Here is a 13,289-nt window from a genome sequence, read left to right on the forward strand (position 1 = left end):
AGTACTAGGTCGCTGCGGGACAGCACCCGCAGCGGTGTAGGTCGGGCATTCACGTGTTGGTCCCTCGGCTCGTGCGGAACGGTGCCACCACACGCTGGCCGTACCCGTCCTCGCCGGCCTCGGCCGCAGCGCGGCGACGCTGGGGCAGCCGGATGTTCACCCGCTTGAGCCAGCGGTCGGTGCCGTCGTAGCGGGGGGTGAACGGCACCCGCCCGTGCACCACAACGTCATTGTCCACCAGCAGCAGTTCTCCGGGGGTCAAAGCGGCGGTGATGCATACCCTTTCGAGCTCGGCCGCCAAATGCCGGTACGCGGACCGGAATTCGTGATCGGCGGTGTCGAGCGGGGTGTACGCGGGGTCGAAGCGCAGTGTCAGCTGCCCCTCGTCGCTGCCGAGGGTCGCCACCGCCGGGGCGGGGGCATCGTCGAAGCCGGTGCCGTAGGAGACGTCGGGCAGGATGGGCAGCCGCGCGCGGCTCAGCGTTTCCCGTTGCGCCGCATCGAGTTCCGTGCACCGCACCGAGGACACCGTGGTCCCGACCCGCTCCGGATTGCGCAGGCAGCCGAGCATGAGCAGGTTGGCCCGGTCCGGATGGAAGGCGTCCTCGGTGTGCGGGCTGAGCAGCGTGGTGCTGCTCGCCCCCGACTGCTCGTGCTCGTGTCCGGGCGTCGGGACGATGTTGTTCACCAGCCGCCCGCCCTGCTGCCCCTCCCAGCCGAAAGGCTCACCGGCGCAGCGGGCCAGCAGCAGCATGGCGATATCGAGCTCGAAGGAGGCCGACCGCCGGGTGCGGTCCCCGGCCCAGGCCGCGGCCTCGCGCCAATCGTGCGGCGTGGCGCCGAGCTCCTCATCGCCGATCGGCAGCGGCCGGATGACGGTGACGCCCGCGTCGGTGGCAGGTGGGCGCATGGCCTCGTGCACGGCGTCGGGCAGCCGTCCGTACTTGGCCTCGATGTGGCGCAGCAGGACCGGGTGCGAGAGCGTGGTTGCGGTCTCCGCGCAGGGTCCGACTGTGACGGCGATCTCAGCGGCCAGGTGGCGTACCGCGCGCGCGGCCGGTTCCGGCAGGTCGCGCCGTTCGATGTCCGAGGGGTGAAGCGTCTGACGTTCGGAGAGAACGCTTTTCACCAAGGTAAGGGCCTTCCTGGCTCGGTGGTGACGAGGTGATCTTGCTTCGGTCACAGACCGTATTCGGCCCCAGTAATTTTGGCAAGGCTTACCTAAAGGCGTGTTGAAGCGATAGCTGATCGGTATCAGGCAACAGCGGGCAGAGTAGCCGACGCGGAACGCTGCCCGCGACTCGGGCGAAGAGCGTTCACGTTCTTGGCCGGAACGCCGATCCATCTGCAAGATGGAGGGGGTGCGAAACCGAATGGCCGATGTGAGGGCCGTATCGACCCGAGCCGGCCTGGTGGGCGCGGCGGCTGCGCTGGTATTGCTGACCGGTTGCGGCGCAGAGAATCTCACCCCGGTGCCGGAAGGATTGCCGCCCCCGGTGGGTGCGCCGATACCGGCCATCGATCTGGATGCGCCGGGGCGCAGCGCGATTCAGCTCGAGGGCTGGGCGCGGGAACAGCATTCCGCGACCGGGATTCCGGTGACGGCGCTGGAGGCCTACGGATATGCCGCGGCGGTGCTGGCGCGTTCCAAGCCGGAGTGCGGAATCGGGTGGACGACGCTGGCCGGGATTGCGAGCGTGGAGAGTCATCACGGGTCGCACGGCGGGTCGCGGCTGTCCGACGACGGGACGGTGTCGCCGCCGATTCGGGGACTGGCGCTGGACGGTTCGCCCGGGCGGGCGCGGATTCTGGATACCGGCTCCACCGAAGCGAATCCGATCTATGTGCGCGCGATGGGGCCGTTCCAGTTCATTCCGGAGACCTGGCAGCGGTGGGGCGTGGACGCCAACGGGGACGGGAAGGCCGACCCGGACAATATCGACGACGCGGCGCTGACCGCGGCGCGGTATCTCTGCGCTATGGGCGGGGATCTCACCGGTGCGCCCGGCTGGCAGCAGGCGCTGCTGACCTACAACCAGTCGACCACCTATATGCAGACGGTCCGCTACCGTGCCGCCGCCTACAGCGTGGGCCGCAAGGTCTGATCCGGTTCGGCAGGGCCTGATCCGGTTCGGGCACGGCGGCCGGTTTATATCTTGTGGCCACGCCGATGGGGGGATGCATCCCCTCCAGCCCGGCACAGTAGGCTCGTCAGCGCACGGGTTCGCCGTGCGACCTGCCGAGTCAGCAGCCGAAGGAGTGTCGTTTCGTGGCCATCATCGAACAGGTCGGAGCTCGCGAGATCCTGGATTCGCGTGGCAACCCCACCGTCGAGGTCGAGATCGCTCTCGACGACGGCACCCTCACCCGCGCGGCCGTGCCCTCCGGCGCGTCCACCGGTGAGCACGAGGCCGTCGAGCTGCGTGACGGCGGCGATCGGTACCAGGGCAAGGGCGTGCAGAAGGCCGTCGAGGGCGTCCTCGACGAGATCGCCCCGGCCGTGATCGGTCTCGACGCCGTCGAGCAGCGCACCGTCGACCAGACCCTGCTGGATCTGGACGGCACCCCGGACAAGTCGCGTCTGGGCGCGAACGCCCTGCTGGGCGTCTCGCTCGCGGTGGCCCGCGCGGCCGCCGAGTCCTCGGGCCTGGAGCTGTTCCGCTACGTCGGCGGCCCGAACGCCCACGTGCTGCCGGTGCCGATGATGAACATCCTCAACGGTGGCGCGCACGCCGACTCCGGCGTCGACGTGCAGGAATTCATGATCGCCCCGATCGGCGCGCCGACCTTCAAGGAGTCGCTGCGCTGGGGTGCGGAGGTCTACCACACGCTGAAGTCGGTGCTCAAGGCCCAGGGGCTGTCCACCGGTCTGGGCGACGAGGGCGGTTTCGCGCCGTCGGTCGCCAATACCCGTGCCGCCCTGGACCTGATCGCCTCCGCGATCGAGAAGGCCGGTTTCAAGCTGGGCAGCGAGATCGCGCTGGCGCTCGACGTGGCCGCCACCGAGTTCTACACCACCGGTGAGGGCTACAAGTTCGAAGGCCAGCTGCAGACCGCGGCCCAGATGAGCGAGTTCTACGCCGGGCTGCTCACCGCCTACCCGATCGTCTCCATCGAGGACCCGCTGTCCGAGGACGACTGGGACGGCTGGGTTTCGCTGACCGACGCCATCGGCGACAAGGTGCAGCTGGTCGGTGACGACCTGTTCGTCACCAACCCGGAGCGCCTGGAGGAGGGCATCGCCAAGGGTGCGGCCAACGCACTGCTGGTGAAGGTCAACCAGATCGGCACCCTGACCGAGACCCTGGACGCGGTCGACCTGGCCCACCGCAACGGCTACAAGACGATGATGAGCCACCGGTCCGGCGAGACCGAGGACACCACCATCGCCGACCTGGCCGTGGCCGTCGGCTCCGGCCAGATCAAGACCGGCGCCCCGGCCCGCTCCGAGCGCGTCGCCAAGTACAACCAGCTGCTGCGCATCGAGGACGCCCTGGGTGACTCGGCTCGCTACGCCGGTGACGTGGCGTTCCCACGATTCGCGTTCGAAGGCTGAATAATCGGTAGCTCGTAAGGGCCGAACTGATTTCGAGGTGCAGAGATGACCGAACGACGGGCGCGGGGTAAGAGTCCGGCAGGACGAAACGACCGCCGCCCGTCGTCACGGTCGCGCAGTACCTCGGGTGCGAAGCGGAGTGAGTCCGCTTCCACCACGAAGAAGTCGACGGCGACGAAGTCGACGACCAAGCGACGCACCGCCGCCAAGGCGAAACCCGAACGGCACGAGCGCAAGATCTTCGGCCTGTCCACCGGCCGCGCGGTGCTGCTGGTCGCGGTCATGTGTGGGCTCGTGCTCACCCTGGCGGTGCCGGTGCGCACGTACTTCACCCAGCGCGCCGACGCCAAGGAGCTGGCCGCCCAGCACAACCAATTGCAGGACGAGGTCGCCGATCTGCGCGATCGCCGTGCCCAGCAACAGGATCCGAACTACATCAAGGCCGAGGCCCGGGACCGCCTGCGCCTGGTGATGCCGGGCGACACGCCGTACATCGTGCAGATCCCGCAGATCGAGCAGCCGGCCATTCCCGCTCCGGCCACCAAGTCGAAGGCCCCGGATCCGTGGTACACGCAGGTGTGGCACAGCATTTCGTCGCCGCAGCCGGCCGCCGCCCAGGCGACCCCGCCACCCATCCAGGAAGGACAACCCCGGTGACCGCAGCCGAGAACGAACCGGCCGAGCGCGATCTCGCCATCGTGGCCGAGCAACTGGGCCGGGCTCCGCGCGGCGTGCTGGCCATTGCCTACCGCACCCCGGACGGCCTGCCCGCGGTCGTGAAGACCGCGCCCAAGCTGCCCGACGGCACCCCCTTCCCGACCCTGTACTACCTGACGGACCCGCGCCTCACCGCCGAGGCCAGCCGCCTCGAGACCACCGGGCTGATGCGCGAGATGTCCGAACGCCTCACCCGCGACCCGGAATTGGCCGCCTCCTACCGCGCCGCGTACGACAGCTACCTGTCCGAGCGCAATGCCATCGAGGACCTCGGCACCGATTTCGCCGGCGGCGGCATGCCCGATCGGGTGAAGTGCCTGCACGTCCTCATCGCGCACTCGCTCGCCAAGGGGCCGGGCCTCAATGTCCTCGGTGACGAGGCCGTCGCGCTGGCGGCCGATCACGGATTGCGCGGCACCGCGATTCCGGCGGACTGGCCGAAATCCAGCGAATACCGCACCGATTCGGGTATCGCCGACGCCTAGCGCCCGGCCTGGCGGAACATATTGGGAACCAGTCGAATTCGAGGTCAGTGATGAGCAAGGCAGAGTTCGCGCGAAGTGCGGCACCCGGTGCGGAAGCACACGAGCGGATCGCTGGCATCGACTGTGGGACCAACTCCATCCGATTGCTGATCGCCGATGTCACGCGGGATGACGCGGGTGCGCCGCGGCTGACCGACGTGCATCGGGAGATGCGGATCGTGCGACTCGGGCAGGGCGTGGACGCGACGGGTGCGCTGAATCCCGAAGCGATCGAACGGACTCGGGTGGCGCTGCACGATTACGTGGATCTGATGCTGAAGCACGGGGTGACCCGGGTGCGGATGGTTGCCACCTCCGCGACGCGCGATGCCTCCAATCGTGAGGACTTCTTCTCCATGACCGGTGTCGAGCTGGGCCGCGTGGTGGCCGGGGCGCAGGCCGAGGTCATCACCGGGGACGAGGAGGCGCGGCTGTCCTTCGCCGGTGCCGTCGGCGAACTGTCCAGTGCGGCGGGGCCTTTCGTGGTGGTCGATCTGGGTGGCGGGTCCACCGAGGTGGTGCTGGGCGATGCCGCGGGCGTGGCCTCGGCGTACTCGGCCGATATCGGGTGCGTGCGGATCACCGAGCGCTGCCTGCACGGGAATCCGCCCACCCGCGAGGAGGTCGCGTCGGCACGGTTCTTCGCCTCGGAGCGGCTGGCGCAGGCGTTCGGGGTGGTTCCGGTGGAGCGGGCGCACACCTGGGTCGGCGTGGCCGGGACCATGACCACGCTTGCCGCGGTGTCGCTGGATCTGCCCGAATACGATTCGGAGAAGGTGCATCTCACCCGATTGCCGCTGTCCGAACTGCGCAAGGTGTGCGATCGGCTGATCGCCATGAACCACGACGAGCGGGCGGCGCTGGGGCCCATGCACCCGGGCCGGGTGGATGTGATCGGCGGCGGCGCGGTGATAGCGGAAGTGCTTGCCGATGAGCTGGCGCGGCGGGCCGGGATCACCGAATTGATCGTCAGCGAACACGACATCCTGGACGGCATCGCGCTGTCTATTGCCTGATCAGGGCCCTTGCCAAGCGGATTGAGGACATTTGTCCATCGCCCCGCTCATGCCGGGCATTCCCCGGGCAATTGTGACGTAGGTTAACACCTGAGGTTGCTGTCAGATTGCCCCTTATGGGAAGGTCTCCGGTATGTCAGGAGTAGCACACGACGCGAAACCGGCCACTGAACGCACCCTGTTCGGCCACCCCATCGGTATCGCGAATCTGTTCGGCGTCGAGTTGTGGGAACGGTTCTCGTTCTACGGCATGCTCACGATTCTCGGCTACTACCTGTACTACACGGTTGCCGACGGCGGCCTCGGCATGGCCAAGACCACCGCCACCGGAATCGTCGGCGCCTACGGCGGCCTGGTCTATCTCTCGACCGTGCTCGGCGCGTGGATTGCCGACCGGGTCCTCGGATCCGAGCGCACCGTCTTCTACGGCGGTGTCATCGTGATGGCGGGCCACATCGCGCTGGCGGTGCTGCCGGGCCTCACCGGTGTCGGCGTGGGTCTGGTGCTGGTCGCGCTCGGCTCGGGCGGGTTGAAGGCGAACGCCTCCTCGCTGCTGGGCACTCTCTACGAGAAGGACGACCCGCGCGCGGACGGCGGCTTCACGCTGTTCTATCTGGGCATCAACCTGGGCGCGTTCGCCGGTCCGCTGATCACCGGCCTGCTGCAGGACCACGTCGGCTTCCACTACGGCTTCGGCGCCGCGGCCGTCGGTATGGCGATCGGCCTGACCCAGTACGTGGTCTTCCGCAAGAACCTCGGCGAGCACGGCCGCGATGTGCCGAACCCGTTGCCGCGCACCGCGATTCCCAAGGCTCTCGCGGCCTTCGCGGGCATTCTCGTGGTGATCGCCATCGCCTGGGCGACCAAGCTGGTGACGCTGTCCAATCTGCCCGACGCCACCACCTTCGTGATCGCCGCGGCCTCGATCGCCTACTTCGCCATCATGCTCACCGATGAGAAGGTGACCCCGGTGGAGCGCACCCGGGTGCGCGCCTACATGCCGCTGTTCATCGCCAACGCGGTGTTCTGGTCCCTGTTCCAGCAGATCTTCACCGTGCTCGCGGTCTACTCCGACGAGCGGATGAACTGGTCGGTCTTCGGCTGGACCGCGCCCTCGAATTGGATCGGTTCCATGGAGCCGGTGTGGATCATCGCGCTGTCGCCGCTGTTCGCGATCATGTGGACCCGCCTGGGCAAGCGCGCACCGAGCACCCCGCGCAAGTTCTCGCTCGGCGTGATCGGCATGGGCGCGGCCTTCCTGCTGTTCACCCTGTTCTCCGGCAGCCACGGCAAGTCGGTGTCGTTCGTGATCGTGTTCTTCATCCTCGGCGCGTTCGCGATCTCGGAGCTCATGCTCTCCCCGATCGGCCTGTCGGTCACGACCAAGCTGGCCCCCAGGGTCTTCCGTTCGCAGATGATGGCCCTGTACTTCTTCTCCGTCGGTATCGGCACCTCGATGTCGGGCGTGCTGTCGAAGTTCTACGACCCGTCGCACGAACTGGCCTACTTCGGCATCACCGGCGTGGTGGCCATGGTGGTCGGCGGCGTCGTCTGGGCCATCGCGCCCTGGATCAGCCGCCACATGGAGGGCGTGCACTGATCCGCGTTCCTCACATGCCCGGCATGGCGAGGAACTCGTAAATATCGATGGTTCCGCCCCATTCGGTGTGGGGATGCCCCTTCAGAACATCTTGAAGCGCTTCGGTGGAGTCGGCTTGCAGCACGGAGAAGCCGCCGACTCCACCGTCTGCGTTCATGGAGGCCGGTCCCAGGGGCGAACCCAGATCGACGATGGCGGACCCGGCGCGAGCGGCCCAGTCCATCCAGGCCTGCATGCCGGCGGTTTGCGCTTCGGGCGTGGATTGGTCCAATTGCTCTCGGGCGGACTGATCGGCCTTGTAGAGCACCAGGAATTTGGTCATGGGGGACTCCTGACTAACTTCCCCGACTCGGTTTGCCCATGGTATGCCGCTGGACGCGGGTCGGCGGCGGATCCGATTCACCCGGCGTTGAACAGCAATCGGGCCGCGTAAGCGGTGTCGAAGTGCTCGCGGGCCTCGGCGATGCGGCCGCCGGTGACGCGGAAGGTGATCACCACGTCGTTGACGTATTCCTCGCCCGCGGCGGTGGTGGCTCGGGTGGTCCATTCCGCGACCGCGCGGTCGCCGTCGGCGAGGACGCCGTGGACTTCCTGGGTGATCGGGGCGGTGGTGTCGAAGCGGGCGAGCATGGCGCGGATGTAGTTCTCGATGACGGTGCGGGTCTCGGGTGTGGTGCTCATGGCATTCAGTTCACTGGAATTCGGGAGCCGGTCCAATGCGCAGCTCACGCTCGTAGCGATAAGGAACGCTTATCGCCCGGAGGTGGGGAGGCGCCGGAGAGCGGCGCGGCCGAATGCGAAAGCGCCCACGGCGGTTGGGCCGTGGGCGCTTTCGGGTGTCAGCGGATCAGTCCTTGACGAGTTCCACTGCCGGGAGTCCGGATTCGTCCACCGCGTCGGCGACCTCGCCGCCGTGCGCCGGGGCATCGGAACGGTTGGGCAGCAGCACCGCCATCACGATCACGATGATCGACAGGGCCGCGGAGACCAGGAAGGCCAGCCGCATACCGGACAGCGGAGCCTCCAGCGGGTTGTGGACGGTACCGGCCAGGCGGGTGGCCCGGGGGGTCATGACCGTCACCACCAGTGCGGTGCCGAAGGCGGCCGCCACCTGCTGCAGGGTCGCGAGCATGGAGCTGCCGTGCGAGTACAGGTGCATCGGCAGCGCGCCCAGACCCAGGGTGAAGACCGGGGTGAAGGCGGCGGCCAGCGACACCATGAGCAGGATGTGCAGCGCGACCAGCACCGGGTACGGCGAGGTCAGCGAGAGCGTGGTGAATCCGGCCAGGGCCGCGGTAATGCCGATCGAGCCCGGAATCACCAGCACCCGGCCGCCGAAGCGGTCGAAGACCTTGCCGACGGTGGGGCCGAGCAGACCCATGGCCAGACCGCCGGGCATGACCAGCAGGCCGGTTTCCAGCGGGCTCAGCCCGCGCAGGTTCTGCAGGTAGAGCGGCAGCAGGATCATCGAACCCATCATGGCCAGGAAGGCCAGCGCCATCAGCACCAGCGCCTTGGTGTAGGTCGAGGCCAGCAGGACCCGCAGATCCAGCAGCGGAGTGCCGTTGCGCTGCAACGACAGCTGACGGAACACGAAGACCGCGACCAGGGCCAGGCCACCGGCGACATACAGCGCCGGGGTGGCCGCGCTGCCCGCGCCGAACTTACTCAGGCCGTACACCAGCCCGCCGAAACCGAAGCCCGCGAAGGCGACCGAGAACCAGTCGATCGAACCGGTCTGCGGCTCACCGACATTCTCCAGGTGGCGCAGCCCGAACGCGGTCACCGCCGCGGCGATGGGTAGCACCAGCGCGAACAGCCAACGCCAGGAACCGATCTGGAGCACCAGGCCGGAGATGACCGGCCCCATGGCCGGGGCCACCGAGATGGCCAGCGTGACATTGCCCATGACCCGGCCGCGATCGGACTCGGGGACGACCGTCATCAGCGTGGTCATCAGCAGCGGCATCATGACGGCGGTGCCGCCGGCCTGGATGACGCGGCCGATCAGCAGCACGGCGAACGAGGGCGCGACCGCGGCGAGCGCGGTGCCGACGAGAAAGGTGCCCATGGCCAGGGCGTAGGCGCGGCGGGTGGTGACCCGCTGCAGGAACCAGCCGGTCACGGGGATGACGGCCGCCATGGTCAGCATGAACGCGGTGGACACCCACTGCGCCGACCGCTCGGTCACATGCAGATCGGTCATGAGCCGCGGGATCGCGTTGATCATGATGGTCTCGTTGAGGATCACCGTGAAGGTCGCGAGCACCAACAACCGGATGACGGTTGGCGTCCGCTGCTTGGTCGAGCTAGCGGATATGTCGGGCATCGGAAAACCTCCGGTGGTATCTGTGATCGAGGGGTGAGCGTGGCCCGATGGTCGGCGACGGCATCGCACCGGAGCTACACCGGAACAGACGGGTACAGATCGCTCAACTCATCGGTCGTGCATCAGTATTCCGGCGGGGTCCGACAGATTTCATCCCATTAATCGCCGTCCGATGCCGCGGCAAACCCGCGAAAATGCACTTTCACCAGCACGTATCACAAGCGCCAAGATTGCTTGGTGAGCCAGGTCACGCAACAGTTATCCGGGACCGGCCATGATGGACACCGATGAACCCGCGCCCGGGACGGTCGCGGGAGCGGGGAGGTGTGAGAACGACCGTGGCACTACAGGTTCCGCCGCTCCGGGGACGGGAACGGGAGCAGGAGGCGCTGCGCGCGCTGATCGAGGGCGCGCGCGAGGGCCGCAGCGGGGCGCTGGTGCTGCGCCCCGCCACCGATGACCGGTCAGCCGAGATGGGCGAAGCGCTTCTTCGTCGTGGCGGCGGGCGAGCTGATCGTCAGGTTCAGCACGGTGACGGTGACATCGGTGATGGAGCCGCTTTGGAATTTGGCGGAATCACCCAGCAGTTGAACGGGATTCACCGTGACCGAAGTCGATTGCGGCAGTCCGACACAGGTGGCCGGGGCCAGGGTGGTGCCATTGATTCCGGAGCCCAGGAATGGCGTCTCCCGCACCGTGACCGACAGTTCGGCGCCGAGGCCCGGCGCGCACTGATACGAAATACCGATCACCGCATTGCCATTGGACTCGACCGCGCTGTCCACGGTCAGGCCCGCGTCGGCGTGTGCCGAACCGGCGGTCAGCGCGACGGTGGCGGCCAGCGCGCCGAAGGCGGTGACAAGGTTACGTGCAAACATGGCGAATCCTTGCTCCCCCTATCAATGCCGCTGGACGGCACTATTTTTCGAAATTCAGAGGTGTCTCGGGGAGAGAGAATAACGCAAAGCAAACCAGCCGTGACGAATTTCCGCGCACGTCGATCGGCGACGATAATCCTGCGCGGCGGGTCAGCGGATGAACCAGCCGGAGGCGCCCACCGGGACCTCCGCGGCCAGGCGTGGGGCGTGCTGGTCGTGGAAGAGCTTGGCGGCCAACTCGGCTCGGCTGCGGACCTCCAGTTTGCCGAAGATCCGTTTGACGTGATCGTCGACGGTGTGGGCGGAAAGGGCGAGGGCGCGGGCGATTTCCTGGCGGGTGCAGCCGCCGGAGAGCAGGCGGACCACTTCGCGTTCGCGCGGTGTCAAGCCGTAGGCGTCGGCGATGAGTTCCGCGATCTCGACCGGGCGCGCCGGTTCGATGATGACCGAAATGCATTGGGGGGCATCGGTCAGCCGGTCGGCGTGCAGGGTCAGCCAGCGGCCGGTGCGGGTGCGGACCCGGGTGCGGACCGGCATGGCGCTGGCCTGCACGCGGTGCGCGATCATGGTCAGCGCGACCGGTAGTTGCCGCAAAGGGTCCGTGCTGTCGTCGAATTCGGACAGCCACATCAGGCCCGCGCGGGTGGCGTCGATCATGGACATCGAGTCGTCCAGCATGACCAGGCCGGGGCCGTCGATGGAATCGGCCTTCGCGATATCGGTGAGCACCATCTCCCGGCGCAGCGCGGTCGCCACACCGGCGGTGGATTCCTCGATGGCGCGCATGTCGGCGGCGGTGAAGTCCCGGGAATCGGCGCTGCGCAGCAGGACCAGCGCGCCCCAGATGCCCGACGGCGTGGTGAACGTGGCCCGCAACTCGTGCCCCATGCCCGCGGGCACCAGCACCTCGCGATAGCGCTGACTGAGTTCCCGATCCCCGCCGGTCGCCCGGTCCAGGGTCGCCACCCGTTCCCCCGCCCGGATCATGGCGGGCCAGGTCATGGCGTCGCCGCCGCGCACCTCGATCTCCAGCAGGCGCGAAGCCAGCTCGAACGGCACCCCCTGCTCGTGATAGCCGCCGGTCGGCAGCAGGGAGGCGGGATCGAGGGTGATCGCGCACCAGGCGTCGAATCCGATGCTCGCGCGCAGCAGGTCCGCGATCGCGCACTCGATGGCCACCGCGCCCGAGACGGTCCGGCAGATGCGCTCGACCGCCGAGGTCAGCCCTTCGGGAGATGCCATGATCCGAGTATCCGTGCCGGTGTGCGCGGTCGCGATCCCCGGATTCGGGGATGGTGTGCGGTCCGGCTGTGGCCGAGCGTGGAGAGCATGACATTGTTCGATACCTCGCTCGGCGAGTTCGCCGGGGAGATACTGCGGCCGCACGATCCCGATTACGAGGGCGCGCGGCGCGTCTGGAACGGGGCCATCGACCGCCGGCCCGCCTTCATCGCCCGCTGCCGGACCGCCCAGGACGTGTCGATAGCGGTGCGCTTCGGCGTCCGGCACGGCCTGCCGATCGCGGTGCGCGGCGGCGGGCACAGCCTGCAGGGGCTGTCCACCTGTGAGGGCGGGCGGCTCGTCGATCTGTCGCCGATGACGGGGGTTCGGGTCGAGGGGTCCCGAGCCGTCGTCGAACCCGGCGTGCGCTGGCGCGATCTGGACGCCGCCACCGAGGCGGCCGGGCGGGCGGTCCCGGGCGGTGAGATCTCGAGTACCGGCGTCGCCGGGCTCACCCTCGATGGCGGCATCGGCTGGCTGTCGAGGCAATTCGGGCTGTCCTGCGACAATCTGCTCGCGGCGGAACTGGTCACCGCGGACGGATCCATTCTCGAGGTCGATGAGAACCGCCACCCCGAACTGCTGTGGGGGCTGCGGGGCGGGGGCGGGAATTTCGGTATCGTCACCCGATTCACCCTCCGGCTCAACGAGATTCCCGTCCCCATGTTCGGTGGCATGGTCATCTACTCGCTCGCGGACGCCCGGCCCGCGCTGCGTGCCTTCCTCGAGGTCGCGTCCGCCGCGCCGGATGCCCTGGGGCTCAACGCCGCCCTGCTCACCGCGCCACCCGCCCCCTTCATTCCCGAAGCGATGCGGGGTGAGCCCGTGGTGGCCCTGGCCGCCGGTTGCACCGGGCCGCTTCCCGAGGCCATCGAACTCACGAAACCGCTACGCACGGCGGCGAATCCGATCGCCGACCTGTTCGGCCCCATGCCCTACACGGTGCTGCAATCCATGGTCGACGCGGGCGCACCGCCCGGCCTGGCCTGCTACGCCCGCTCCGAATGGCTGGGCACCCTCGACGAAGGCGCGATCGACGCTCTCATCACCGCCGCCACCGAACTGACGTCTCCGCTGTCCCAGATCCTGTTGCGCGTCATGGGCGGAGCCATCGCCCGAATTCCCGCGGATGCCACCGCTTTCCGCTTCCGCTCGGCCGAGTCCATGCTCACCCTGATCGCCGCGTGGCCCGATCCCGCGGACCCTGGTGAGCGCCATCGAGACTGGGCGCGAACCGCCTGGGAGCGCTTCCGGCCCTACTCGGCCGGAGGCGCCTATATCAACCATTTGAGCGTCGACGAGCCCGACCGCATCCGCCAGGCCTACGGCAAGTCCACCTGGACCCGCCTGGTCGCCTTGAAACGGCAATTCGACCCGGACAATGTCTC

The 13,289-nt window shown here is 68.1% G+C and carries 13 protein-coding genes; 7 read left to right on the forward strand and 6 right to left on the reverse strand.

Features of this window, described 5'->3' with window-relative positions; genetic code table 11:
• Positions 1-49 precede the first annotated feature (49 nt).
• The gene (locus tag NS2_RS32710; protein ID WP_033091152.1) at positions 50-1,129 is read right to left on the reverse strand and encodes a TauD/TfdA family dioxygenase; all 1,080 of its coding nucleotides are present in this window, start codon (positions 1,127-1,129) and stop codon (positions 50-52) included.
• A gap of 244 nt (positions 1,130-1,373) precedes the next feature.
• Between NS2_RS32710 and NS2_RS32715 the strand changes: the two genes are divergently transcribed.
• From NS2_RS32715 to NS2_RS32740, 6 genes are all read left to right on the forward strand, one after another.
• Positions 1,374-2,105 carry a lytic transglycosylase domain-containing protein gene (locus tag NS2_RS32715; RefSeq protein WP_033091151.1) on the forward strand — a complete coding sequence of 244 codons (732 nt, stop codon included), beginning with the start codon at positions 1,374-1,376 and terminating at the stop codon, positions 2,103-2,105.
• Between the two features lie 164 nt (positions 2,106-2,269).
• The gene (eno, locus tag NS2_RS32720) at positions 2,270-3,556 is read left to right on the forward strand and encodes a phosphopyruvate hydratase (protein WP_033091150.1); all 1,287 of its coding nucleotides are present in this window, start codon (positions 2,270-2,272) and stop codon (positions 3,554-3,556) included.
• 45 nt (positions 3,557-3,601) lie between these two features.
• Positions 3,602-4,213, forward strand: coding sequence for an FtsB family cell division protein (locus NS2_RS32725; RefSeq protein ID WP_033091149.1), 612 nt, complete (start codon positions 3,602-3,604; stop codon positions 4,211-4,213).
• Positions 4,210-4,758, forward strand: coding sequence for a DUF501 domain-containing protein (locus tag NS2_RS32730; RefSeq protein WP_033091148.1), 549 nt, complete (start codon positions 4,210-4,212; stop codon positions 4,756-4,758). The genes NS2_RS32725 and NS2_RS32730 overlap by 4 nt, the downstream gene beginning before the upstream one ends.
• A 50-nt stretch (positions 4,759-4,808) precedes the next feature.
• Positions 4,809-5,813: a Ppx/GppA phosphatase family protein gene (locus NS2_RS32735; protein WP_045439974.1), complete on the forward strand. Its 1,005-nt coding sequence runs from the start codon at positions 4,809-4,811 to the stop codon at positions 5,811-5,813.
• Positions 5,814-5,946: 133 nt separating this feature from the next.
• The gene (locus NS2_RS32740; RefSeq protein ID WP_033091147.1) at positions 5,947-7,413 is read left to right on the forward strand and encodes a peptide MFS transporter; all 1,467 of its coding nucleotides are present in this window, start codon (positions 5,947-5,949) and stop codon (positions 7,411-7,413) included.
• 10 nt (positions 7,414-7,423) lie between these two features.
• On the opposite strand, the gene NS2_RS32745 is transcribed toward NS2_RS32740, so the two are convergent.
• The 5 genes from NS2_RS32745 to NS2_RS32765 form a co-directional block, all read right to left on the reverse strand.
• Positions 7,424-7,735, reverse strand: a complete 312-nt coding sequence (locus NS2_RS32745; protein ID WP_033091146.1) for a YciI family protein — start codon at positions 7,733-7,735, stop codon at positions 7,424-7,426.
• Positions 7,736-7,812: 77 nt separating this feature from the next.
• Positions 7,813-8,094, reverse strand: coding sequence for a nuclear transport factor 2 family protein (locus NS2_RS32750; RefSeq protein ID WP_071812415.1), 282 nt, complete (start codon positions 8,092-8,094; stop codon positions 7,813-7,815).
• A gap of 166 nt (positions 8,095-8,260) precedes the next feature.
• A complete protein-coding gene (locus NS2_RS32755) occupies positions 8,261-9,742 on the reverse strand; it encodes an MDR family MFS transporter (RefSeq protein ID WP_045439971.1) in 1,482 nt (493 codons plus the stop codon).
• A 464-nt stretch (positions 9,743-10,206) separates the two neighbouring features.
• Positions 10,207-10,620 carry a hypothetical protein gene (locus NS2_RS32760; RefSeq protein ID WP_033091144.1) on the reverse strand — a complete coding sequence of 138 codons (414 nt, stop codon included), beginning with the start codon at positions 10,618-10,620 and terminating at the stop codon, positions 10,207-10,209.
• Positions 10,621-10,770: 150 nt separating this feature from the next.
• Complete coding sequence (locus NS2_RS32765; RefSeq protein WP_033091143.1) at positions 10,771-11,862, reverse strand: helix-turn-helix transcriptional regulator; 1,092 nt, start codon at positions 11,860-11,862, stop codon at positions 10,771-10,773.
• 87 nt (positions 11,863-11,949) lie between these two features.
• Here NS2_RS32765 and NS2_RS32770 point away from each other — a divergent pair.
• A partial coding sequence (locus tag NS2_RS32770) for an FAD-binding oxidoreductase (RefSeq protein WP_045439980.1) occupies positions 11,950-13,289 on the forward strand: 1,340 nt, incomplete at its 3' end.

Source organism: Nocardia seriolae NBRC 15557, assembly GCF_007990715.1.
GTDB classification, from domain to species: domain Bacteria; phylum Actinomycetota; class Actinomycetes; order Mycobacteriales; family Mycobacteriaceae; genus Nocardia; species Nocardia seriolae.

Excerpts from the sequence above, each read along its gene's own strand:
- NS2_RS32715 (WP_033091151.1), top strand. The coding sequence starts at position 1,374 with ATGGCCGATGTGAGGGCCGTATCGACCCGAGCCGGCCTGGTGGGCGCG.
- NS2_RS32725 (WP_033091149.1), top strand. The coding sequence starts at position 3,602 with ATGACCGAACGACGGGCGCGGGGTAAGAGTCCGGCAGGACGAAACGAC.
- NS2_RS32735 (WP_045439974.1), top strand. The coding sequence starts at position 4,809 with ATGAGCAAGGCAGAGTTCGCGCGAAGTGCGGCACCCGGTGCGGAAGCA.
- NS2_RS32740 (WP_033091147.1), top strand. The coding sequence starts at position 5,947 with ATGTCAGGAGTAGCACACGACGCGAAACCGGCCACTGAACGCACCCTG.
- NS2_RS32745 (WP_033091146.1), bottom strand. The coding sequence starts at position 7,735 with ATGACCAAATTCCTGGTGCTCTACAAGGCCGATCAGTCCGCCCGAGAG.
- NS2_RS32750 (WP_071812415.1), bottom strand. The coding sequence starts at position 8,094 with ATGAGCACCACACCCGAGACCCGCACCGTCATCGAGAACTACATCCGC.
- NS2_RS32755 (WP_045439971.1), bottom strand. The coding sequence starts at position 9,742 with ATGCCCGACATATCCGCTAGCTCGACCAAGCAGCGGACGCCAACCGTC.
- NS2_RS32760 (WP_033091144.1), bottom strand. The coding sequence starts at position 10,620 with ATGTTTGCACGTAACCTTGTCACCGCCTTCGGCGCGCTGGCCGCCACC.
- NS2_RS32765 (WP_033091143.1), bottom strand. The coding sequence starts at position 11,862 with ATGGCATCTCCCGAAGGGCTGACCTCGGCGGTCGAGCGCATCTGCCGG.